The sequence below is a fragment of the Aeromicrobium sp. genome, assembly GCF_032084975.1.
Taxonomy (GTDB): domain Bacteria; phylum Actinomycetota; class Actinomycetes; order Propionibacteriales; family Nocardioidaceae; genus Aeromicrobium.
On sequence record NZ_DAMDLR010000019.1, the window covers coordinates 33272 to 53886 of the forward strand.

General features: G+C 71.5%; 23 protein-coding genes. 15 read left to right on the forward strand and 8 right to left on the reverse strand.

Features of this window, described 5'->3' with window-relative positions:
* Window positions 1-143 precede the first annotated feature (143 nt).
* From RT323_RS07000 to ilvC, 3 genes are all read left to right on the forward strand, one after another.
* Window positions 144-1955 (forward strand): acetolactate synthase large subunit, encoded by a 1812-nt coding sequence (locus RT323_RS07000; protein ID WP_313406324.1) that lies wholly within the window; start codon window positions 144-146, stop codon window positions 1953-1955.
* A complete protein-coding gene (ilvN, locus tag RT323_RS07005) occupies window positions 1955-2485 on the forward strand; it encodes an acetolactate synthase small subunit (RefSeq protein WP_313406327.1) in 531 nt (176 codons plus the stop codon). Before RT323_RS07000 ends, ilvN begins: the two co-directional genes overlap by 1 nt.
* Window positions 2486-2556: 71 nt before the next feature.
* Window positions 2557-3582, forward strand: a complete 1026-nt coding sequence (gene ilvC / locus RT323_RS07010) for a ketol-acid reductoisomerase (protein WP_313406329.1) — start codon at window positions 2557-2559, stop codon at window positions 3580-3582.
* A 66-nt stretch (window positions 3583-3648) separates the two neighbouring features.
* Here the strand turns inward: ilvC and RT323_RS07015 are convergent, their stop codons facing one another.
* From RT323_RS07015 to RT323_RS07025, 3 genes are all read right to left on the reverse strand, one after another.
* On the reverse strand, window positions 3649-4566 hold the full coding sequence (locus tag RT323_RS07015) for a universal stress protein (protein ID WP_313406332.1): 918 nt from the start codon (window positions 4564-4566) through the stop codon (window positions 3649-3651).
* On the reverse strand, window positions 4563-6047 hold the full coding sequence (locus tag RT323_RS07020; protein ID WP_313406335.1) for an amino acid permease: 1485 nt from the start codon (window positions 6045-6047) through the stop codon (window positions 4563-4565). The genes RT323_RS07015 and RT323_RS07020 overlap by 4 nt, the downstream gene beginning before the upstream one ends.
* A 112-nt stretch (window positions 6048-6159) precedes the next feature.
* Window positions 6160-7605, reverse strand: a complete 1446-nt coding sequence (locus tag RT323_RS07025) for a PLP-dependent aminotransferase family protein (protein ID WP_313406337.1) — start codon at window positions 7603-7605, stop codon at window positions 6160-6162.
* A 61-nt stretch (window positions 7606-7666) separates the two neighbouring features.
* Between RT323_RS07025 and RT323_RS07030 the strand changes: the two genes are divergently transcribed.
* Complete coding sequence (locus RT323_RS07030) at window positions 7667-7795, forward strand: hypothetical protein (protein ID WP_313406339.1); 129 nt, start codon at window positions 7667-7669, stop codon at window positions 7793-7795.
* Window positions 7792-8394, forward strand: a complete 603-nt coding sequence (locus RT323_RS07035) for a hypothetical protein (protein WP_313406341.1) — start codon at window positions 7792-7794, stop codon at window positions 8392-8394. The genes RT323_RS07030 and RT323_RS07035 overlap by 4 nt, the downstream gene beginning before the upstream one ends.
* Before the next feature lie 10 nt (window positions 8395-8404).
* Here RT323_RS07035 and RT323_RS07040 read toward each other — a convergent pair whose 3' ends face one another.
* A complete protein-coding gene (locus RT323_RS07040) occupies window positions 8405-8833 on the reverse strand; it encodes an aromatic ring-opening dioxygenase LigA (RefSeq protein WP_313406343.1) in 429 nt (142 codons plus the stop codon).
* An 82-nt stretch (window positions 8834-8915) separates the two neighbouring features.
* Window positions 8916-9479, reverse strand: coding sequence for a class I SAM-dependent methyltransferase (locus RT323_RS07045; RefSeq protein WP_313406345.1), 564 nt, complete (start codon window positions 9477-9479; stop codon window positions 8916-8918).
* Between the two features lie 485 nt (window positions 9480-9964).
* Between RT323_RS07045 and RT323_RS07050 the strand changes: the two genes are divergently transcribed.
* The 6 genes from RT323_RS07050 to RT323_RS07075 all read left to right on the forward strand — a co-directional run bounded on the left by RT323_RS07050 (window position 9965) and on the right by RT323_RS07075 (window position 15995).
* Complete coding sequence (locus RT323_RS07050) at window positions 9965-11023, forward strand: 3-isopropylmalate dehydrogenase (protein ID WP_313406347.1); 1059 nt, start codon at window positions 9965-9967, stop codon at window positions 11021-11023.
* A gap of 41 nt (window positions 11024-11064) precedes the next feature.
* Window positions 11065-12162, forward strand: coding sequence for a branched-chain amino acid aminotransferase (locus RT323_RS07055; RefSeq protein ID WP_313406349.1), 1098 nt, complete (start codon window positions 11065-11067; stop codon window positions 12160-12162).
* Window positions 12163-12294: 132 nt separating this feature from the next.
* Window positions 12295-12657: a YraN family protein gene (locus RT323_RS07060; protein ID WP_313406351.1), complete on the forward strand. Its 363-nt coding sequence runs from the start codon at window positions 12295-12297 to the stop codon at window positions 12655-12657.
* Window positions 12657-14231, forward strand: a complete 1575-nt coding sequence (locus RT323_RS07065) for a YifB family Mg chelatase-like AAA ATPase (RefSeq protein ID WP_313406354.1) — start codon at window positions 12657-12659, stop codon at window positions 14229-14231. The genes RT323_RS07060 and RT323_RS07065 overlap by 1 nt, the downstream gene beginning before the upstream one ends.
* Window positions 14231-15346, forward strand: coding sequence for a DNA-processing protein DprA (gene dprA / locus RT323_RS07070; protein ID WP_313406357.1), 1116 nt, complete (start codon window positions 14231-14233; stop codon window positions 15344-15346). Before RT323_RS07065 ends, dprA begins: the two co-directional genes overlap by 1 nt.
* Before the next feature lie 4 nt (window positions 15347-15350).
* Complete coding sequence (locus tag RT323_RS07075; RefSeq protein WP_313406360.1) at window positions 15351-15995, forward strand: class I SAM-dependent methyltransferase; 645 nt, start codon at window positions 15351-15353, stop codon at window positions 15993-15995.
* A 4-nt stretch (window positions 15996-15999) separates the two neighbouring features.
* On the opposite strand, the gene RT323_RS07080 is transcribed toward RT323_RS07075, so the two are convergent.
* The 3 genes from RT323_RS07080 to glp are packed head-to-tail and all read right to left on the reverse strand — an operon-like array spanning window position 16000 to window position 18210.
* Window positions 16000-16509, reverse strand: coding sequence for a MogA/MoaB family molybdenum cofactor biosynthesis protein (locus RT323_RS07080; RefSeq protein WP_313406363.1), 510 nt, complete (start codon window positions 16507-16509; stop codon window positions 16000-16002).
* Window positions 16502-17002, reverse strand: coding sequence for a cyclic pyranopterin monophosphate synthase MoaC (gene moaC, locus RT323_RS07085; RefSeq protein ID WP_313406364.1), 501 nt, complete (start codon window positions 17000-17002; stop codon window positions 16502-16504). Before moaC ends, RT323_RS07080 begins: the two co-directional genes overlap by 8 nt.
* Window positions 16987-18210, reverse strand: coding sequence for a gephyrin-like molybdotransferase Glp (gene glp, locus RT323_RS07090; protein ID WP_313406367.1), 1224 nt, complete (start codon window positions 18208-18210; stop codon window positions 16987-16989). The genes moaC and glp overlap by 16 nt, the downstream gene beginning before the upstream one ends.
* Before the next feature lie 46 nt (window positions 18211-18256).
* Between glp and RT323_RS07095 the strand changes: the two genes are divergently transcribed.
* The 4 genes from RT323_RS07095 to RT323_RS07110 all read left to right on the forward strand — a co-directional run.
* On the forward strand, window positions 18257-18661 hold the full coding sequence (locus RT323_RS07095) for a TOBE domain-containing protein (RefSeq protein ID WP_313406370.1): 405 nt from the start codon (window positions 18257-18259) through the stop codon (window positions 18659-18661).
* Window positions 18658-19410, forward strand: coding sequence for a molybdate ABC transporter substrate-binding protein (modA, locus tag RT323_RS07100; protein ID WP_313406372.1), 753 nt, complete (start codon window positions 18658-18660; stop codon window positions 19408-19410). The genes RT323_RS07095 and modA overlap by 4 nt, the downstream gene beginning before the upstream one ends.
* Entirely contained in the window at window positions 19407-20192 is a 786-nt protein-coding gene (locus RT323_RS07105) for an ABC transporter permease (protein ID WP_313406374.1), read from the forward strand. Before modA ends, RT323_RS07105 begins: the two co-directional genes overlap by 4 nt.
* A partial coding sequence (locus RT323_RS07110) for an ATP-binding cassette domain-containing protein (RefSeq protein ID WP_313406377.1) occupies window positions 20189-20615 on the forward strand: 427 nt, incomplete at its 3' end. The genes RT323_RS07105 and RT323_RS07110, both read left to right, overlap by 4 nt.

The window sequence follows — 20615 nt, forward strand, 5'->3', positions numbered from 1 at the left end:
ATGCACCGACTGCTTCTCGTACTTCGCTGACGCGCCGGCTCGCGCCGCGCGTCAAACCCTCGTCGCCTCAGGGCCGGGGGTTTTTTCATGCGATGAATCCACGACGAGAGGCAGGGAATACGATGGGGAACCGAGCACCGGCCATGACGGCGAGGCCGGCCTACGAGACGGGTACGGAGATGACCGAGACGGCACCAGAGCCGATGACCGGGGCCCAGAGCCTCGTCCGATCACTGGAACAGGCCGGGGTGGAAGTCATCTTCGGCATCCCCGGCGGAGCGATCCTGCCGGCGTACGACCCGCTGTTCGACTCCTCGATCCGCCACGTGCTGGTCCGCCACGAGCAGGGAGCCGGCCACGCGGCGCAGGGCTACGCGATGGTCACCGGCAAGGTCGGCGTCTGCATGGCCACCTCCGGTCCCGGCGCCACCAACCTCGTCACCGCGATCGCCGACGCCTATCTCGACTCGGTGCCGATCGTCGCGGTGACCGGCCAGGTCGCCAGCACCGTCATCGGCTCGGACGCCTTCCAGGAGGCGGACATCCGCGGCATCACGATGCCGATCACCAAGCACAGCTTCCTGGTCACCGACCCCGAGGAGATCCCGCGCGTCGTGGCCGAGGCGTTCCACATCGCCATCACCGGCCGCCCGGGTCCCGTCCTGGTCGACGTGGCCAAGGACGCCCTCCAGGCGATGACCACGTTCCAGTGGCCGCACGAGCTGGCGCTGCCGGGCTACCGCCCCACCACGCGTCCGCACAACAAGCAGGTCCGCGAGGCCGCCCGCCTGATCGCCGAGGCCGAGCGCCCGGTGCTGTACGTCGGTGGCGGCGTCATCAAGGCCGATGCGGCCGCCGAGCTCAAGATCCTCGCCGAGCTCACCCAGATCCCCGTCGTGACCACGCTGATGGCGCGCGGCGCGTTCCCCGACTCGCACGAGCTGCACCTGGGCATGCCCGGCATGCACGGCTCGGTCGCGGCGGTCGCGGGCCTGCAGAAGTCCGACCTGCTCATCACCCTGGGCGCGCGCTTCGACGACCGCGTCACGGGCGACCTGCCCACGTTCGCACCCGGGGCGAAGGTCATCCACGCCGACATCGACCCGGCCGAGATCAGCAAGAACCGCACGGCCGACGTGCCGATCGTGGGCGACGCCCGCGAGGTCATCGCCGACCTGGTCCGCGCGCTGCAGAAGCAGTCCGACGAGGACCAGCTCACCGGCGAGTACGGCGAATGGCGCCAGTACATCCTGGGCGTCAAGGCGAAGTTCCCGGTCGCCTACGACAAGCCGGCCGAGGGCCTCGCGCCCCAGACGGTGATCGAGCGCATCAACGCGGCCGCCGGGCCGGAGGCCGTCTACACGTCGGGCGTGGGCCAGCACCAGATGTGGGCCGCGCACTTCGTCCAGTACGAGCGCCCGCGCCAGTGGCTCAACTCCGGTGGCGCCGGCACGATGGGCTACGGCGTCCCCGCCGCCATGGGTGCCAAGGTCGGCCAGCCCGACCGGGTCGTGTGGGCCATCGACGGCGACGGCTGCTTCCAGATGACCAACCAGGAGCTGGCCACCTGCGCGATCGAGGGCATCCCGATCAAGGTCGCGGTCATCAACAACTCGTCCCTGGGCATGGTGCGCCAGTGGCAGACCCTGTTCTACGAGGGCCGCTACTCCAACACCGACCTCAACACGGGTCCCGAGTCCATCGGCGCGCGCCGCATTCCCGACTTCGTCAAGCTCGCCGAGGCCTACGGCTGCGTCGGCCTGCGCTGCGAGAGCGAGGACGAGCTGGACGACGTCATCGCCAAGGCCATGAGCATCAACGACGTCCCGGTCGTCATCGACTTCGTCGTCGAGCGCGACGCGATGGTCTGGCCGATGGTCGCCGCCGGCACCAGCAACGACGACATCAAGATCGCCCGCGATCTGGCTCCCGAGTGGGAAGACGAGGACCTCTGATGCCCCAACACACCCTGAGCGTCCTGGTCGAGAACACGCCGGGCGTCCTGGCCCGTGTCTCGAGCCTGTTCATGCGCCGCGGCTTCAACATCGACTCGCTGGCCGTCGGTCCCACCGAGATCCCCGAGATCTCGCGCATGACGATCGTCGTCAACGTCGAGGAGCTCCCGCTGGAGCAGGTCACCAAGCAGCTCAACAAGCTGGTGAACGTGCTCAAGATCGTCGAGCTCGACTCGGGCAGCGCCGTCGAGCGCGAGCTCATGCTGATCAAGGTCCGCACCGACCAGCACTCGCGTGGCCAGGTCCTCGAGACCGTCCAGCTGTTCCGCGCGAAGGTCGTCGACGTCGCGCAGGACTCGGTCACGATCGAGGCCACCGGCGATGCCGGCAAGCTCACTGCGATGCTCAACGTGCTCGAGCCCTTCGGCATCCGCGAGATCGCGCAGTCCGGGCGCGTCGCGATCGGTCGCGGCTCGCGGTCGATCACCGACCGCACGATGCGTTCCGTGCCCGGCACGGCAGCGGGCTGATCCACCGACTCCCAACCCTGCGCGGGCGCACGCACTGCGCCCTCCACCCCAACCAAGGAGAACCGATAACCGTGGCTGAACTGTTCTATGACGACGACGCCGACCTGGCACTGATCCAGGGCAAGAACGTGGCCGTGATCGGCTACGGCAGCCAGGGTCACGCCCACGCGCTCAACCTGCGGGACTCCGGCGTCGACGTCCGCGTCGGCCTGGCGGAGGGAAGCAAGAGCAAGGCCAAGGCCGAGGCCGAGGGCCTGCGCGTCCTGTCCGTCGCCGAGGCGGTCGAGGAGTCCGACGTCATCGTCATCCTCGCGCCCGACCAGGTCCAGCGTCACATCTACGCCGAGTCGATCGAGCCGAACCTGACGACCGGTGACACCCTCGTGTTCGGTCACGGCTTCAACATCCGCTTCGGCTACATCAAGCCGGCCGAGGGCATCGACGTGATCATGGTCGCGCCCAAGGCGCCCGGCCACACGGTGCGCCGCGAGTTCGTCGCGGGTCGCGGCATCCCGGACATCATCGGAGTCGAGCAGGACGCCTCCGGTCAGGCGTGGCAGCTTGCCCTCTCGTACGCCAAGGGCATCGGCGGCACGCGTGCCGGCGTGATCAAGACGACGTTCACCGAGGAGACCGAGACCGACCTGTTCGGCGAGCAGGCCGTCCTGTGCGGTGGCGTCTCCCACCTCGTCCAGGCCGGTTTCGAGGTGCTGACCGAGGCTGGCTACCAGCCCGAGATCGCCTACTTCGAGGTGCTGCACGAGCTGAAGCTCATCGTCGACCTCATGTTCGAGGGCGGCATCGCGAAGCAGCGCTGGAGCGTCTCGGACACGGCCGAGTACGGCGACTACGTCTCGGGCCCGCGCGTCATCGACGCCGGCGTGAAGCAGCGCATGCAGGAGGTCCTGTCGGACATCCAGTCCGGTGCCTTCGCCGAGCGCTTCATCTCCGACCAGGACAACGGTGGCAAGGAGTTCCTCGAGCTGCGCGAGAAGGAGGCCGGTCACCCGATCGAGGCCACCGGCAAGACGCTGCGCGCCCACTTCTCGTGGAAGCAGGCCGACGACGACTACACCGAGGGCACTGCCGCTCGCTGACGCGGCGCATCCTCACGCCGAGCGCGGCGTCCCCGTCGACCTCCGGGTCGACGTGGGGCGCCGCGCTCAGTGCTTGCGGGGCCGCCCGACGGCGGACCGTGCGGGAGCGGGGCGGGGGAGCAGCACGACCGGCACGGGACTGTGGTTGACGATGCGCGTCGCGGTCGAGCCGACGAAGACGCGCGCCACCGGCCCGTGCTGGCTCGACCCCACGGCGAGGAGGTCGCCCGCTCGCCAGCCGTAGGACTCCAGCGCCAGCGACCAGCGCTCGCCCGTGCTGACCTGCACGGTGCTGACGGTCGTGCCGGGTGCCAGCTCGCGGATCCGGCCGGCCAAGCGCAGCTGGTGGTCGCGGACCATGTCGGACCAGGCCCGCGCGATCTCGAGGCTGGCGAACGTGGCGAAGGCGCTGCGCGAGCCGCTGCGCACCGCGAACGTGACGATCTCGACCGGGACGCCCAGCCAACCCGCCAGGTCGGCGACAGGCTTGGCGAGGGCCTCGTCGGACACCGTCGGGTCGACGGCGACGACGAGCCGCTCGATCCCGCCTGGATGCGCCACGTAGCCGCGCGGAGCGATGGCGACGGGCGTCTCGGCGCTGTGTGCCAGCCGGTCGTTGGTGCTGCCGAAGGCGATCCGTCCCAGCGCTCCGTGGGTCGCCGAGCCGGTGACGAGCAACCGTGCCCCGGCCTCGCGCGTCTCCTCGAGCAGCGACTGCGGGACCGACCGGGCCGTTCGGGCTCGCGTCGTCACGTCGTGCTCGCCGAGGTGGTCGCGTGCTCCGGCCAGCGCCTCGGTGGCCTGCGCACGCACCTGGCGGTGCCAGTCGTCGTCGACACCGGCGTGGTCGTGCAGGGTTCCCCAGCTGTCCTGGACCACGCTGACCAGGACGATCTGCTCGCCGGTCGTGCGCGCGATGTCGGCGGCCAGGTCCAGCGGTGCGGTGCTGCGGGTGTCGCTGCCGAACCCGACGACGATGCTCACGCCGCCTCCTTCCTCGCGGCCTTGTTCAGGTGCGAATGCCGGTAGCCGTAGGCGAAGTACACGATGAAGCCCAGCACCAGCCACACGATGAAGCGCAGCCACGTGTCGACCTTGAGGCTCGCCATCAGGCCGACGCACGCGAAGACCGTGACGATCGGCAGGAACGGGACCCACGGGGTGCGGAAGGGACGGTTCATGTCCGGCTGGGTCCTGCGCAGCACGATGACGGCGATCGCGACCACGACGAAGGCGAACAGGGTGCCGATGCTGACCATCTCGGCCAGGACCGAGATCGGGATGAACCCGGCGAGCAACGCGACGGCGACGACCGTCAGGCCGGTCATCAGCACGGGCGTGCCCCACGTGGGGTGGATGCGGCGGAACGCGTCGGGCAACAAGCCGTCCCGGGCGAGTGCGAAGCCGATGCGCGGCATCGCCACGAGGTCGACCAGGATGACCGAGGTCAGGCCCGCGACGGCCGCGATGCCGATGAGGATGCCCGCCCACTCCAGCCCGACCTGGTCGAACACGTCCGCCACGGCGTCGCCCCTCGACAGCTCCGAGTAGTGCACCATGCCGGTGATCACGAGGCACACGCCGACGTAGAGCGCGGTGCAGACGCCGAGCGTGCCCAGCAGTCCGAGGGGCATGTCCCGCTCGGGCTTGCGTGTCTCCTCGCCCAGGTTGGCGACGGCCTCGAACCCGGAGTAGGCGAAGAACACGACGGCGGCTGCGACGAAGATGCCCGTGATGCCGAACGTCGCCGGTTCGATCCCGGTCACGAACTGCCACAGCGGAGCGTGCAGCCCACCTTCGGAGCCGGCGCCCTCCGGCGGCCTCGAGTCCGGGATGAACGGCACCAGGTTGCCGGTCTTGACGTAGAAGGCGCCGACCGCGATGACGAAGACGCACACCACCACCTTGACGACGACGAGTCCGTTGGTGACCCAGGCGGACTCGCGGATACCGCGCATCGCGACCAGGCCCAGCACCAGCACGATGGCGATGGCGCCGACGTTCACGACGGAGCCGTCCTCGGCGAACCACTTCTCCGGCAGGTCGAAGACACCGGCCAGGTAGCCCGACCACCCTCGGGCGACCACGGCGGAGCCGAGGGCGAACTCGAGGATCAGGTCCCACGCGATGATCCACGCGAAGATCTCGCCGATCGTCGTGTAGCTGTACGTGTACGAGCTGCCGGCGGTGGGCACGGCGGACGCGAGCTCGGCGTAGCACAGGGCCGCGAGCAGGGCGACGGCTCCGGCGATGAGGAACGAGATCGTCACGCTCGGACCGGCGTTGTCACGCGCCTGCAGGCCCGTCAGCGTGAAGATGCCGGTGCCGATGACGATGCCGATCCCGAAGCCCACAAGATCCAGTGCCGACAGGTGCTGCCTGAGCTTGCCGTGCCCCGACGCCTCCTCGGTGTCGTCGTTCTGGTGGATGACGTCGTCCACGTTCTTCTTGCGCAGCAGGTCCATGACGCTCCTCGACCGTCCGGCGGCCGGGACCCCGGTCGGGCGGCCTGTACAGGACTTTGAGGCGTCGCTGGACTCACCGCAACACGAGCACCGCGAGGGTGACGGACGCCATTCAGGCGATCAGGTCGACCGTGTCCGGGTCGCGGGGAGCGGAGGCCTGTCCGGCACCGACCCGGTGCCACGCCCGGGCGAGGCGCGAGACGGCGTCCTCGAGGCGGGGGAGCGGCAGCACGAAGGGCAGTCGCAGGTGGCGCTCGCCCAGTGCGGGGTGCGTCGGGAAGAATCGTGGGCCGGGGGTGAGCGTCAGTCCCTCGTCCTCGGCCGCGAGGGTCAGGGCCGAGCTGACGGGGTCGGGCAGGGTGGCCCAGACGGACAGTCCTCCGTCCGGACGGTTCAGGCGCCAGTCCGGCAGCTGCCGGCCGACCGCGTCGATGAGCGCATCCCGCCGCAGGCGCAGCTCGGCGGCTCGTCCCGCGGGCATGATCTCGCCGTCCTCGAGGGCCGTCGCGACGACGAGCTGGTCGAGGGCGGCCGTGCCCAGGTCGCGGACCATGCGCTCCTGCACGAGCTTGGGCACGAGCGACCGCGGCGCCCGGATCCAGCCGATCCGCAGGCCACCCCACAGCGACTTCGCGGCCGAGCCCACGATGATGGCACGTGCATCGTGCACGGCGTAGGGCTCGGGCATCGGCACGCCGCTCACGTTCAGGTCGCGCAGTGTCTCGTCCACGATGGTGGTGACCCCCGCGGACGTGAGCATCCCCGCGATCGTGCGGCGGTCGTCCGACGACATCAGCGCGCCGGTCGGGTTGTGGAAGTCGGCCACCAGTAGAGCGGTCTGGACGGCTGGCGCGATCCGCGCCGCGTCGTCGAGGGACCACGGCGTCGGCCCGACGGGGAGCGGCACCAGACGCGCTCCGGCGCGGCCGAGCATGTCGAACGCGTGCGGGTAGCCGCATCCCTCGACCATCACCCGGTCGCCCGGCCGCACGAGCACCGAGATCAGCAGCGAGAGGGCGCTCTGGGCGCCCGTGGTGACGACGATCTGCTCCGGATCGGTCGGGAGTCCCTGCGAGGTGAAGCGCCGGGCCAGTCGCTCGCGCAGGACGGGCAGTCCGTCCGGCAGGTAGCCGTCGGTCGCCAGGACGGCCGGCAGGCTGCGCATGGCCTGCTCCACGAGCGACGTGAACCCGTCGGGCGCCTCGGTCGCGGCCGCGGTGAGTGCGACCCCGTCCGGTCGCGAGGGTCGCCCCAGCATGCTGGTCGAGCCTGCCGCGCCCAGGGGGACCTCGATGACCGTTCCCGACCCGTGGCGGGTGCGGGCGAGACCCGTCGACCGCAGCGCCTCGTAGGCGCGGGTGGTGGTCGTGCGGCTGAGGCCGGTGGCGTCGGCCAGGGCCCGCTCGCTGGGCAGTCGGGTGCCGGTGGGGATCCGGCCGTCCATCACCGCGGTGCGGATCCGGTCGGAAAGGCGCTGGTAGGCGGGCCCGGCGCCGGCGTCCCACGCATCGATGATCGAGGCCAGTCGACGCGCTGACAGGGGAGAGGGACGCTCCATGGGGGCCACTGTGGCACGACTGGCTATGGAAACCAAGTCCACTTGAGCGCATGCTGGCATCATGTTCTGGTGGATCCTTCTCGCCGCCCTCGCCGTCTGGGGCATGATCGCCACGGTGCGGGCCGTCCGCGTCGACGGCCTGCGACGCGTGCCGAACGCCCCCATCGTCCGCCAGCAGGGTCGCGGATGACGCGCCGGCTCGTCCAGCTCTTCGTCGGGCTGTGGCTCTACGGCGCCACGATGGCGATGCTGGTCCGCTCCGGACTGGGCCTGGACCCCTGGGACGTCTTCCACGAGGGTCTCGCGCTCCACGTCCCGCTGACCTTCGGCCAGGTGGTCATCGCGGTCGGCGCGGCCGTGCTGCTGCTGTGGATCCCCCTGCGTCAGCGTCCGGGCTTCGGGACGATCGCCAACGTCATCGTCATCGGCCTGGCCGCGGACGCCACGCTCGACGTGCTTCCCGACGCCGGACACCTGGCCGTCGCGGTGCTGCTGCTGGTCGGCGGCATCGTCGGCAACGGCGTCGCGGGTGCGATGTACGTCGGGGCGGGGCTGGGGCCCGGTCCTCGCGACGGGTTGTGGACCGGGATCGTCGCCCGCACCGGCGCCAGCGTGCGCCTCGTGCGCACGGCGCTCGAGGTCACGGTCGTGGTGGCCGGGTTCGCGCTCGGCGGCACGGTCGGCCTCGGGACCGTGCTCTACGCCCTGATGATCGGGCCGATCGTGCAGTTCTCCCTGCCGTGGTTCGAGGTCAGGCCGCGAGCGACCGCCGAGTCGGTCGCCCGCTGATTCCGGTCGCTCAGGGCGCCAGTCGGCGCAGCGACCAGCCGAGCATGATCCACAACAGGCCCATGCCCATCGCGAACAGTGCGACGCCGTAGGCGACGACCGACGTGAACAGCGACGCGCGCAGGAACGACGCGTTCATGGCCACCTCGCGCAACGGGTCGTCCTGCTCGAGCTCGGCGTAGGTCTTGCCGCCGGTGGCCTCCAGCGCATGCTTGTCGATCACCTGGGCCTGGGCGTACGCGTCCAAGGGTCCGTTGACCTTCTTGCCGGCGAACATGTCGGCGTCGTCGGAGACGGTGATGTTCTGGGCGGTGAGCTGGTCGGTGACGACGTACCAGGTCGCGGCGCCGGCGACGACGAGCACGATGCCGGCGATGATCGACAGGAGCCCGACGGTGCGGACTCCCTTGGGTGAGTGGGTGACGCTCGGATCGGACATGACAGCTTCCTTCCGTCGACACGGGATTGATCCCCGTGATCCGACAGTAGGTGAGGAAGTGGGTCGATCGCCGGGCCGACGATCAGCGCCGCGTGGCGATGATCAGGCTGGCGTCCGGGTCGATCAGCATCTCGACCGCGACGAAGCGCTCGTCGGTGAGCCACTGCTCGCGGATCGAGTCGACCTGGCCGTCGACGATGGGCGGCCAGAACTGCGAGGGGCTGAAGTCGTCGAGCACCGCGATGCCGCCCGGTTCGAGGAGGTCGGCCAGCACGTCGATGCTGGCCATCACGTCGCGGACGTCCACGAACAGCAGCGAGAACGGCGCGTACTGCTCGAGCACGGTCCAGTCGCCGCACGTCACCTCGACGTTCTCGGCGTCGTGGAAGATCTCCTGCACGTCCTTGGTCAGGCCCGGATCGAGCTCGGCGGTGACGATGTGCGCGCCCTTGGGGGCACCGCTGGAGAGCCAGGCCGAGCCGACACCGCAACCGGTGCCCAGCTCGGCGAGCGTGCCGGTGCGCGACGCGGCGAGGGTGGCCAGGAGGCGGCCGGTCTCGCTGCGGGTCGACGTGATGAACCCGCGGCGCCGGGACAGGTCCAGCGCGCGGGCGACCAGTTCGGGAACCTCGGCCGGTGCGCTCATCACGCCAGTGTTTCACGACGGGTGCCCGGGGGTCGCGTGGCTCATGGGATGAGACGTGTGGCGCGGGTGCCCGCAGATGGACCCGGGCCTCGTGTACGCTCACGTCCATGCGGAAGCAGCTCGTAATCATCGCTTGCCGCGGCAGGACCTCCTAGGGCCACACCTGCCGCGGAGTTTCGGCGTTGGCTCGACGACTCTGCAGCAGATGTTCTGGACCAGGACCTGGTTCTCCTCCTCTGAATCGCTGATCGACTCACCCGTCGCAGCGCGTGGCCCCGCAGTGTCGCCGGACCCGTCGGATCCCGCACACCCCTTTCACCGCCACCCAGAGGAGCACTCATGTACGAACCGACTCTCACCATCGAATGGGGACCGGCGCACCTGCGCGAGGACCACGACGAGCTGGACGTCGTTCCCGAGGACAACTGACCAGAGTGCGAGACCCGAGTTTCAGCATCTGAGATGACCAGTTCTAGGATGGACGCATGACCAGCTCTTACTCGCTCGCGGTCGTTGCCGGTGACGGCATCGGCCCCGAGGTCACCGACCAGGCCCTGAAGGTTCTCGACGTCGTCGCCGCCGACGCGGGGTTGACGTTCGAACGGACGGCCTACGACCTGGGGGCGCGCCGCTGGCACGCCACCGGCGAGACGCTGCCCGACTCGGTCCTCGAGGAGATCCGTGGGCACGACGCGATCCTGCTCGGTGCCGTCGGCGACCCGTCGGTGCCGTCAGGAGTGCTCGAGCGCGGACTGCTGCTGCGCCTGCGCTTCGAGCTGGACCACTACGTCAACCTGCGTCCGAGCAAGCTGTTCGCCGGCGTTCCGACGCCGCTGGCCGACCCCGGTGAGATCGACTTCGTGGTCGTGCGTGAGGGCACCGAGGGCCCGTACGTCGGCAACGGCGGCGCGATCCGCGTGGGCACGCCCCAGGAGGTCGCCACCGAGGTCAGCCTCAACACCGCGTTCGGTGTCGAGCGGGTCGTCCGCGACGCGTTCGCCCGCGCCCAGGCGCGTCCGCGCCGCAAGCTGACGCTCGTGCACAAGAACAACGTGCTCGTCCACGCCGGACACCTGTGGAGCCGCACGGTCGATGCCGTCGCCGCCGAGTTCCCCGAGGTCACGGTCGACTACCTGCACGTCGACGCCGCGACGATCTTCCTCGCGACCGATCCGGGCCGTTTCGACGTCATCGTCACCGACAACCTGTTCGGCGACATCCTGACCGACCTGGCCGCCGCCATCACCGGCGGCATCGGCCTGGCCGCCAGCGGCAACGTCAACCCCGATCGCACGGCGCCGAGCATGTTCGAGCCCGTGCACGGGTCGGCTCCTGACATCGCGGGCCAGTCCAAGGCGGACCCGACCGCGGCTATCCTCTCGGCGGGGCTGCTGCTCGAGCACCTCGGCCACGCCGCAGAGGCGGCGCGCATCACCGAGGCCGTCGAGGCCGACATCGCCGCGCGGGCGGGTCAGCCGCGCTCGACGCAGGAGGTGGGGGAGGCCATCGCGACGCGCGTGGCCGGGGCGGTACCGGTCGTCTGACGACCACCACCCCCACGGCCGAAAGGACTATCGTGTCCGCCATGACCACCCCCGCGTTCACCCCGCGCACCGAGCGCAATCCGAACGCGCGCAGTGCTGACGACCGGGCGGGGATCCTTGTCGATCCCGGCTTCGGCAATCACTTCACCGACCACATGTTCCTCACCGAGTGGACCCCGGAGGCCGGCTGGCACAACGCACGTGTCGTGCCGTACGGGCCGCTGTCCCTCGATCCGGCGACGGCGGTGCTGCACTACGCGCAGGAGATCTTCGAGGGCCTCAAGGCCTACGCCCACGCCGACGGCTCGGTGTGGCTGTTCCGCCCCGAGGCCAACGCCGCGCGCCTGCAGCGCTCGGCCCATCGCCTGGCCCTGCCCGAGCTGCCCGTCGAGTGGTTCCTCGGCTCGGTCCGCGCGCTCATCGAGGCAGACCGCGACTGGGTCCCCACGGGCGAGGAGCGCAGCCTGTACCTGCGCCCCTTCATGTTCGCCTCCGAGGTCTTCCTGGGGGTGCGGCCCAGCCAGCACGTCACGTATTCGGTCATCGCGTCGCCCGCGGGCGCGTACTTCGCCGAGGGCGTGAAGCCGGTCGACATCTGGCTCTCGTCGGAGTTCAGCCGCGCCGGCACCGGTGGCACCGGTGCCGCCAAGTGCGGCGGCAACTACGCCGCCAGCCTGCTGCCGCAGCAGGAGGCGTTCGCCCACGGCTGTGCGCAGGTCGCGTTCCTGGACTCGGTCGAGCACCGCTGGATCGAGGAGCTCGGCGGGATGAATCTGTACTTCGTGCACGCCGACGGCTCGATCGTCACGCCCGAGCTGACCGGGTCGATCCTCGAGGGGATCACGCGGGACTCGATCCTCACGCTCGCTCGCGACCTCGGTCACGACGTCATCGAGCGCAGGGTGTCCATCGACGAATGGCGCGAGGGTGTCGCGAACGGCACCATCACCGAGGTCTTCGCGTGTGGCACCGCCGCGGTCGTGACGCCGGTCGGCAAGCTCAAGTGGGACGGTGGCGAGGTGGACAGCGCCGCAGACGGCGAGTCCGGCAAGGTCACCACGGACATCCGCGCGGCGCTCGTCGACATCCAGTACGGCCGCGCCGACGACCGTCACGGCTGGATGACGAAGGCCGTCTGACCGGGGTCCTCCTTCACTGCGCCGACGCCGTCGGACCGTGGCTCGTCCACAGGTCCGGCGGCGTTCGTGCGTCCGTCCACAGGGGCCCGCCGGGGCCTTCTCGCGGGCAGTCACAGCCGCGAGGCTCGGGGCATGACCTACGCGCGCAACCAAGCCATCGGCGACTACGGCGAACGCCTGGCCGCCGACCACCTCCGGTCGCTGGGGATGGCGATCCTGGCTCGCAACTGGACCTGCCGGTTCGGCGAGATCGACATCGTGGCGCGCGACGGGGACACGCTCGTCGTGTGCGAGGTCAAGACCCGCACCAGCGCGACGCACGGGACGGCGCTCGAGGCGGTCTCGGGGCTCAAGGTGCAGCGACTCCGGCGCGCACTGGCCGCGTGGCTCGAGGTCAACGAGGTGTCGCCGGCCGGTGTGCGGATCGACGTCGTGACGGTTTTCGTCCCTCGTACGGGCGGTCCCCGCGTCGAGCGCATCGCCGGAGTGGCGTGATGGCGGCCGTCCACTCGATCGCCCTGGACGGCCTGGCCGGGCGTCCGGTCGAGGTCGAGGTCGACATCGCGTCCGGCCTGTCGGCGACCGTCGTCGTCGGCCTGGCGGACACGACCGTGAGCGAGGCGCGCAACCGGGTGCGGTCGGCCGTGGTGAACTCCGGCACCTCGTGGCCGGACACCCGCGTGACGATCAGCCTGGCACCCTCCAGCCTGCCCAAGAGCGGCTCGCACTACGACCTCGCGATGGGGCTGGGGGTCTTCGCCGCGAAGGCCGTGGTCCCTGCCGACCTCCTGGCGAAGTCGGTGTTCCTCGGCGAGCTCGCCCTCGACGGGCGGTTGCGCGCCGTGCGCGGGGTGCTGCCTGCCACGCTCGCGGCGTCCGAGGCCGGCTTCGAGCGGGTCTTCGTGCCCGAGTCCAACGTCGCCGAGGCCGCGCTCGTCCCCGCCGTCGACGTGGTGGGCGTGCGCTCGCTGCGCCAGGTCGTCGCGATGCTGCGCGGCGAGGAGGAGCCCGACGACCCTCCGGTGCCGCCGTTGAACGAGGGCGCGGACAGCGGGTGGACGGCACTGGGGCCGTCGGACCTGGACCTGGCCGACGTGGTGGGCCAGGAGGACGCCAGCCTCGCCACGCTCATCGCGGCCAGCGGCGGGCACCACCTGCTGCTGACCGGCCCACCGGGCGTGGGAAAGACGATGCTGGCCCAACGCCTGCCGGCGCTCCTGCCCGACCTCGATCCGCAGGACTCCCTCGAGGTCAGCGCCCTGCACTCGCTCGCGGGCGTGCTGCCCTCCGACCTGCCGATGCTCGTCCGGCCGCCGTTCCTCGAACCGCACCACACCGCGAGTGCGGTCGCGGTCGTCGGCGGCGGCAGCCGGATCGTCCGGCCGGGAGCGATGTCGCTGGCCCACCACGGCGTCCTCTTCCTCGACGAGGCGCCCGAGTTCGCGATCAACGTGCTCGAGGCGTTGCGCCAGCCGCTCGAGAGCGGCCAGGTCGTCGTCTCGCGAGCCATGCAGACCGCGACGTTCCCGGCTCGGTTCCAGCTGGTCCTCGCCACCAACCCGTGCCCGTGCGGGCACTCCGGCTCGGTCATGCAGCGGTGTGAGTGCTCGGCGCCGATGCGTCGCCGCTACGCCGACCGGCTGTCCGGGCCGATCCGTGATCGCATCGACATCCACCGCACCCTCGTCGAGCCATCGCGGCGCGACGTGGCCGAGGGACTCGAGTCGCGGCCGTCGATGACGGACCTGGTGGCGAGGGTCGCTGGTGCCCGCGCCCGCCAGCGGGCTCGTCTCGCGGGCACGCCCTGGCGGGTCAATGCCTCGGTGCCGGGGGTCGAGCTGCGCAAGGCGTGGCCCGCGCACGAGGCCGGGACCCGCCTGCTCGAGCGTCAGGTCCGCGGACACAAGATCACGCCACGGTCCGCCGACCGCGTGCTGCGCCTGGCGTGGAGCGTGGCCGACCTGTGCGAGCGCGACCGCCCGACGATCGACGACGTCCAGACCGCCCTCGACCTGCGTCGCGGCAGTCCCATCGGTGGCGACGTGGTCCGGCTGCTGGAGGCGGGGTGATGACCCGGCGCGCCAGGGCGCTCCTGGCACTGTCCCTCGTCGCCGAGGCGGGCGACCCGCGTCTCGTCACGTGGCGTGAGCGGTGCGATCCGCAGGAGCTGTGGCGCGCGGTCGTCCGCGGTGGCGCCGAGGTGCCCGACCGTTGGCACGCCTGCGCGGCGGACGCCGAGCGCAGCATCGACGCGTTGGTGCGACGGGCCGAGTCCGTGGGCGCTCGCTGGATCGTGCCGGGGACGCCGGCGTGGCCCGTGGCGCTCGACGACCTCGACCATCTCGACGGGGTGGGCCAGATGGCTGGATCGCCGCTCGGGTTGTGGGTGCGTGGGGGAGGGGACCTCACGACGATCGCCGCCGCGCCCGTCGCCGTGGTCGGGGCTCGGACCAACACGACGTATGGGGCCGAGTGCGCGAGTGACATCGCCGCCGACTGCGCCGACCAGGGTCACGCCGTCGTCAGCGGCGCGGCGTTCGGCATCGATGCCTGCGCCCACCGCGGTGCGCTGATGGGTGGCGGACCCACTGTGGCGGTGATGGCGTGCGGGGTCGACGTCGACTACCCCAAGCCGCACGCGGCCCTGCTGCGCCGGATCGCCGAGGAAGGGCTGGTGATCAGTGAGTTCCCCCCGGGCTCCGAGCCGCAGAAGCACCGCTTCCTCGTGCGCAATCGGATCATCGCCGCGCTCAGCGTGGGGGTCGTCGTGGTCGAGGCGGCCGAGCGCAGCGGATCGCTCAACACCCTGAACTGGGCCGACCAGCTCGGTCGCACGACGATGGTCGTTCCCGGTCCGGTCACGTCGCAGGCGTCCGGCGGCACGCATCGGGCCGTGCGCGACGGCAAGGCGGTGCTGGTGACCTGCGGACGAGACGTCCTCGCGGACACGTTCGGGTTCGTCGATGATGACGCCCCTCCAGTCGGGCCGGCCGCCCGGCGGGTCTGGGTCCGGCTCGGCGCGGACCCCGAGCCGGTCGAGCGGATCGCCGCGGTCCTGCGCCTCGGGACGGTCGCGGTCCATCGTGCTCTGCGCGAGCTCGAGCGCCACGGCGTCGTGGTCCAGGAGGAGTCCCGGTGGCGCCGGCGGACCCCGGCTGCCGCTGGGCAGGACGAGGTAGGTTGACCGCGTGAGCGACGTGACGGGCGAGGTGTTCGAGTACTGGGAGACCAAGTACGGCACGCGTGACGGTGTCTGGTCGGGACGCGTGAACGCGGCGCTGGCCGAGGTCGCCGAAGGACTCGAGGCGGGCACGGCGCTCGACCTGGGGTCCGGCGAGGGCGGGGACGCCCTCTGGCTCGCCGAGCGTGGATGGACGGTGACCGGCGTCGACGTCTCGCCGACCGCACTGGCGCGGGCCGAGGTCGCGGCGGACCGCGCGGGCCTGACCGGGCGGGTCACCTGGGTGGCGGCCGACCTCGACACGTGGACGTCCGACGAGCAGTTCGACCTCGTCACGGCCTCGTTCCTGCACTCGCCCGTGGCGCTCGACCGCGAGCGGATCCTGCGCGCGGCGGCCGAACGGGTCACCCAGGGCGGGCACCTGCTGGTCGTCGCCCATGCGGAGCCGCCGCCGTGGACGCACGACCACGAGGACGACCGGCGCCGGACGATGGAGTTCCCCAAGCCCGAGGACGATCTGGCGTCGCTCGCGCTGCCCGAGGAAGGGTGGCAGGTCGAGACCTGCGAGCTGCGCGACCGTCAGGCCTTCGCACCCGACGGGTCCGAGGTCGTCCTGCGCGACGGGCTGCTGCTCGTGCGCCGCGTCGCCTGACGGCTCAGGTGTGCAACGGGCGCTCCGGATACGTCGGGTGACCCAGCTGCTCGAGGGCGTGGTCGACGATCCCGGCCAGGACCTCCAAGCCCTCGCGCACGGCCCCGGTGGATCCCGCGAGGTTCACCAGCAGCGTCTGCCCGCTGACGCCGGCGACACCCCGGGACAGGGCGGCGTGCGGAGTCGACGAGAGTCCCTTGGCCCGGATCGCCTCCGCGATGCCGGGGGCGGGCCGGTCGATCAGGGCGGAGGTCTGCTCGGGAGTGTGGTCGTCCTCGGTGAACCCCGTGCCCCCGGTCGTGATGACCAGCGCGCAGCCGCCGTCGACCAGGCGGCGCAGGATCACGCCGACCTCGGGACCGTCGCTCACCACGTGCGGTCCTGAGACGTCGAAGCCGTGGTCTCGGCCCCACTCGGCGATCCGCGGTCCGGTCAGGTCCTCACGGCGACCCTGGGCCGCGCGGGTCGACGAGACGACGACCCCGAGCCGACGTGGTGCTGCCGGCTCAGTCATCGCGACTCCAGTCGTGGGTGCCGCCGGACTTCGCCTCGACGCGGACGGCGTCGATGACGGCGGTGGCGTCGACCGCCTTCACCATGTCGAACAGGGTCAGGGCCGCCACGCTCACGGCCGTCAGCGCCTCCATCTCCACCCCGGTCGGCGCGGTGGTCGAGACGGTGGCCTCGATGGCGACCGCGTCCTCGAGCGCGCGGAAGTCCACCGTGATCGAGCTCAGTGGCAGGGGATGGCACAGCGGGACCAAAGTCGGGGTCTGCTTCGCCGCGAGGATGCCCGCGATCCGGGCCGTTGCGAGCGCCTCGCCCTTGGGCAGGTCGCCGGACATGATCCGCTCGACGACGTCGGCCCGCGTGCGCAGTCGCCCCGAGGCGGTCGCACGCCGGCGCGTCGGCGACTTCGCCGTCACGTCGACCATGTGGGCGCTCCCGTCCGAGCGGTAGTGCGAGAGGTCCTGGTCACCGGTCTGGCCGGTCATGCGATCGTCCACCACTCCACGCTATCGCCGGGGGAGAGCGCGGTGACCTGTTCGGGGATGAACACCAGCAGCTCGGCCCGGGCGTAGGACGCGACCAGGTGCGATCCAGCCTCGCCGACGAGACGGATCCGCCCTGCGTCGTCGAACCGCCCGCGGCGCACCTGCAGGCGACCCGCGGGAGACTCGAGCGGCTCGGCCAGCGCTGCGGTGCCCGCCGGACGCGACGGGATCCGACCGGCGGCCCGGGCGAGCGGCCGCCTCAGGAAGAGCTCGAAGGACACCATGACGCTGACCGGGTTGCCGGGCAGGCACACGACCGGGACCTCGCGTCCTTCGCTGTGCACGCAGGCCAGGCCCTGCGGTCCACCGGGTTGGACGTCGACGTGGTCGAACCAGGCGCCGGGCGTCCCGGAGAGAACCTGGCGGACGACCTCGCGGGTGCCGGCACTGACCCCTCCCGTCGTGATGACGACGTCGTGCTCCGCAGCCAGCGCGGAGAGCTCCCGGCGGAGCGCCTCCGGATCGTCGGCCACGACATGGCCCGTGGCCGGCAGGCCCAGTTCGAGAGCGTGCGCCAGCAGGGCTTGCGAGTTCGAGTCGGGGACGTCGCCGGTGACCAGCTCGGTGCCGGTGCCCACGATCGCGACTCGCAGCGGGGCCACCACGTCCACGGTCTCGACACCCGCCGCGAACAGTGCGCCGACGGCCGCGGCGTTCAGGGGTGCCCCGGCATCGAGCAGGGGCTCGCCCGCGCGGATGTCGGAGCCGAGCTCGCGGATGAAGGTCCCCGGCGGGACCGGCTGACGGAACTCGATCGACTCGCCCCCGTCGACCGGCCCGAAGCCCCCTGGTCGCGTTCGCTCGACGGGAACCACGGCATCGGCGCCGTCCGGAATCGGAGCGCCGGTCATGATCGGCGCCACCGTGCCTGGTCGCAGCGGCGGCGGAGTGCCACCGCCCGCGACGATGTGCGCCACCGTGGGAAGCGCGACCGGGTCGGCGCCTGCGGTCACGAGATCGGCCGAGTGGACCGCGAACCCGTCCATCTGGCTGTTGTCGAATCCGGGAATGTCACGGCTCGACAGCGCTGGACGGGCCAGTCTCCCCGAGAGGCCCGGTGCCACGGACCGGGGGACGGACGCATCCGCCGCACGCCGTTCGTGGGCGCGGTGGATCGCCGCGGCGACCGCTTCGGCATGCTCGTTGACGGATCTGCCCATCAGCCCTCCTGTTTGGTGACGCAGGTGCGTCGATACCATGCTGTTCATGGCGCAAGTGCGAATCTCTGACGCGGCCGACTTCCTCGGTGTCAGTACCGACACCGTACGACGCCTCGTCGCGTCGGGACGGCTCGCCGCGGGACCCGACGCGTCGGGTCGTACCGCGGTCGACGGTCGAAGCCTGGCCGAGTACGTGCGGATCGAGGGTCGGTCGGTCGCCGACCCGACCGGCGTGTCGCGGTCCGCCCGCAACCGGTTCGTCGGGATCGTGACCGAGGTGACCAGCGACCGCGTCATGTCCCAGGTCGAGATGCAGGCCGGGCCGCACCGGATCGTCTCCCTGATCAGCACGGAGTCGGTCCGCGAGCTCGGCCTCGAGCCGGGAGTCGTGGCCGTCGCGGTCGTGAAGGCCACGAACGTCGTGCTCGAGACGCCCGGGACGGACTCGTGAGGCGCTCCCTGGGGGCCGCGTCCCTGGCGTTGGCCCTCGCACTGGCTGGATGCTCGTCCGGGAGCGATGAGGACGGTCGCCGGCTCACCGTCTTCGCGGCCGCCTCGCTCACGAGCACGTTCACCGACCTCGCCGAGCAGTTCGAGCAGCAGCACGAAGGAGTCGAGGTCACGCTGTCGTTCGGCGGCTCGTCCGACCTGGCCGCCCAGATCCTCGAGGGGGCGCCGGCCGACGTGTTCGCGGCCGCTGACGAACGGACGATGGGCACCGTCACCGAGGCCGACGCGGCGCAGGGTGACCCGGTCGTGTTCGCCACGAACACGCTGCAGATCGTCACCCCGCCGGGAAACCCGGCGCGGGTCGAGTCGCTCGCCGACCTGGCTGATCCCGACGTGAAGGTCGTCCTCTGCGCGCCCCAGGTGCCGTGCGGGTCCGCGACGACGATCCTGCTGGGCGAGGCCGGCGTCGAGGTCTCACCGAGGAGCGAGGAGCAGTCGGTCGCCGACGTGCTGGGCAAGGTCGCCAGCGGCGAGGCCGACGCGGGCCTCGTCTACGTGACGGATGTGGAGGGAGCGGGGGACGCGGTCACGGGCGTGGAGGTCCCCGATGCCTCGACGGTCGTCAACCGCTACCCGATCGTGGCGCTGCGCGACGCCGAGCAGTCCGCACTGGCCGGCGAGTTCATCGACTTCGTGAAGGGCAGCGCCGGACGCGAGGCGCTGGCGGCTGCAGGATTCGGGACCCCATGAGCACACGCGCGGACGTGCCGCGGTGGGTCGCGATCCCGGCCGTCGTCGGCCTCGGTCTCGTTGCGCTGCCGATCCTCGGCCTGGTCGCGCGGGTCGACTGGACCGACTTCGTCTCGCTGGTGACGACCGACGCGTCGCGTGCGGCCCTGTGGCTGAGCCTGCGCACGGCGGCCGCCAGCACGGTGCTGTGCCTCGTGCTGGGGGTGCCGCTCGCGCTGGTGCTGGCGCGGTCCCGCGCGCGGTGGGCCTCGGCGGTGCGCGCGGTGGTCCTCGTGCCGCTGGTCCTGCCGCCCGTCGTGGGCGGTATCGCCCTGCTGGCGACGTTCGGGCGTCGCGGCCTGCTCGGTGAGCACCTCGAGGCCGTCGGCGTCGAGATCGCCTTCACGACCATCGCGGTCGTGCTGGCGCAGAGCTTCGTGTCCCTGCCGTTCCTCGTGATCAGCCTCGAGGGTTCGCTGCGCGCCGCCGACGCGGGATACGCGGACGTGGCCGCGACCCTGGGGGCCGCCCCGGGGCGCGTGCTGCGTCGGGTCACCCTGCCGATGGTCGGACCGGGACTCGTGGCGGGGACGGTGCTGTGCTTCGCCCGTGCGCTGGGCGAGTTCGGGGCGACGGTGACGTTCGCCGGGAGCCTGCAGGGTGTCACCCGTGCGCTGCCGACCGAGATCTACCTGCAGCGCGAGGTCGACCCGGATGTCGCGGTGGCGCTCGCCTTCCTGCTGATCGCCGTCGCGGTCGTCGTGATCGCGCTGGTCCACCGGCCGGGGAGGTCGCCGTGGTGACGCTCAGCGCCCGGGTCGTCGACCCCGGCCGCGGTGTCGACGTGTCCGTCGACCTCGCCGCGGGGGAGGTGCTGGCGGTGCTCGGTCCCAACGGGGCGGGCAAGTCCACCCTGCTGGGCGCGATCGCCGGTCTGCTGCGGCCGGCGCGGACCGAGGTGCGGGTGGGTGAGCGCGTGCTTTCCGGGGAGCGGACGTGGGTCCCGCCGCACCGGCGGTCGGTCGCCCTGCTCGCCCAGGAGCCGCGGCTGTTCCCGCACCTGAGCGTCCTTGACAACGTCGCCTTCGGCCCACGCAGCCTCGGGCTCGCGGACGCGGACCGCGTGGCGGTTGACTGGCTGCACCGCGTCGGAATGGGCGACTTGGCTGATCGGCGACCGCGGTCGCTCTCGGGCGGCCAGGCGCAGCGCGTGGCGATCGCCCGGG

Bases quoted from the DNA above. Each gene is read 5' to 3' on its own strand.
- RT323_RS07000 (WP_313406324.1), top strand. From the start codon at position 144: ATGACGGCGAGGCCGGCCTACGAGACGGGTACGGAGATGACCGAGACG.
- ilvN (WP_313406327.1), top strand. From the start codon at position 1,955: ATGCCCCAACACACCCTGAGCGTCCTGGTCGAGAACACGCCGGGCGTC.
- RT323_RS07020 (WP_313406335.1), bottom strand. From the start codon at position 6,047: ATGGACCTGCTGCGCAAGAAGAACGTGGACGACGTCATCCACCAGAAC.
- RT323_RS07025 (WP_313406337.1), bottom strand. From the start codon at position 7,605: ATGGAGCGTCCCTCTCCCCTGTCAGCGCGTCGACTGGCCTCGATCATC.
- RT323_RS07030 (WP_313406339.1), top strand. From the start codon at position 7,667: ATGTTCTGGTGGATCCTTCTCGCCGCCCTCGCCGTCTGGGGCATGATC.
- RT323_RS07035 (WP_313406341.1), top strand. From the start codon at position 7,792: ATGACGCGCCGGCTCGTCCAGCTCTTCGTCGGGCTGTGGCTCTACGGC.
- RT323_RS07040 (WP_313406343.1), bottom strand. From the start codon at position 8,833: ATGTCCGATCCGAGCGTCACCCACTCACCCAAGGGAGTCCGCACCGTC.
- RT323_RS07045 (WP_313406345.1), bottom strand. From the start codon at position 9,479: ATGAGCGCACCGGCCGAGGTTCCCGAACTGGTCGCCCGCGCGCTGGAC.
- RT323_RS07050 (WP_313406347.1), top strand. From the start codon at position 9,965: ATGACCAGCTCTTACTCGCTCGCGGTCGTTGCCGGTGACGGCATCGGC.
- RT323_RS07055 (WP_313406349.1), top strand. From the start codon at position 11,065: ATGACCACCCCCGCGTTCACCCCGCGCACCGAGCGCAATCCGAACGCG.
- RT323_RS07060 (WP_313406351.1), top strand. From the start codon at position 12,295: ATGACCTACGCGCGCAACCAAGCCATCGGCGACTACGGCGAACGCCTG.
- RT323_RS07065 (WP_313406354.1), top strand. From the start codon at position 12,657: ATGGCGGCCGTCCACTCGATCGCCCTGGACGGCCTGGCCGGGCGTCCG.
- dprA (WP_313406357.1), top strand. From the start codon at position 14,231: ATGACCCGGCGCGCCAGGGCGCTCCTGGCACTGTCCCTCGTCGCCGAG.
- RT323_RS07080 (WP_313406363.1), bottom strand. From the start codon at position 16,509: ATGACTGAGCCGGCAGCACCACGTCGGCTCGGGGTCGTCGTCTCGTCG.
- glp (WP_313406367.1), bottom strand. From the start codon at position 18,210: ATGGGCAGATCCGTCAACGAGCATGCCGAAGCGGTCGCCGCGGCGATC.
- RT323_RS07095 (WP_313406370.1), top strand. From the start codon at position 18,257: ATGGCGCAAGTGCGAATCTCTGACGCGGCCGACTTCCTCGGTGTCAGT.
- RT323_RS07105 (WP_313406374.1), top strand. From the start codon at position 19,407: ATGAGCACACGCGCGGACGTGCCGCGGTGGGTCGCGATCCCGGCCGTC.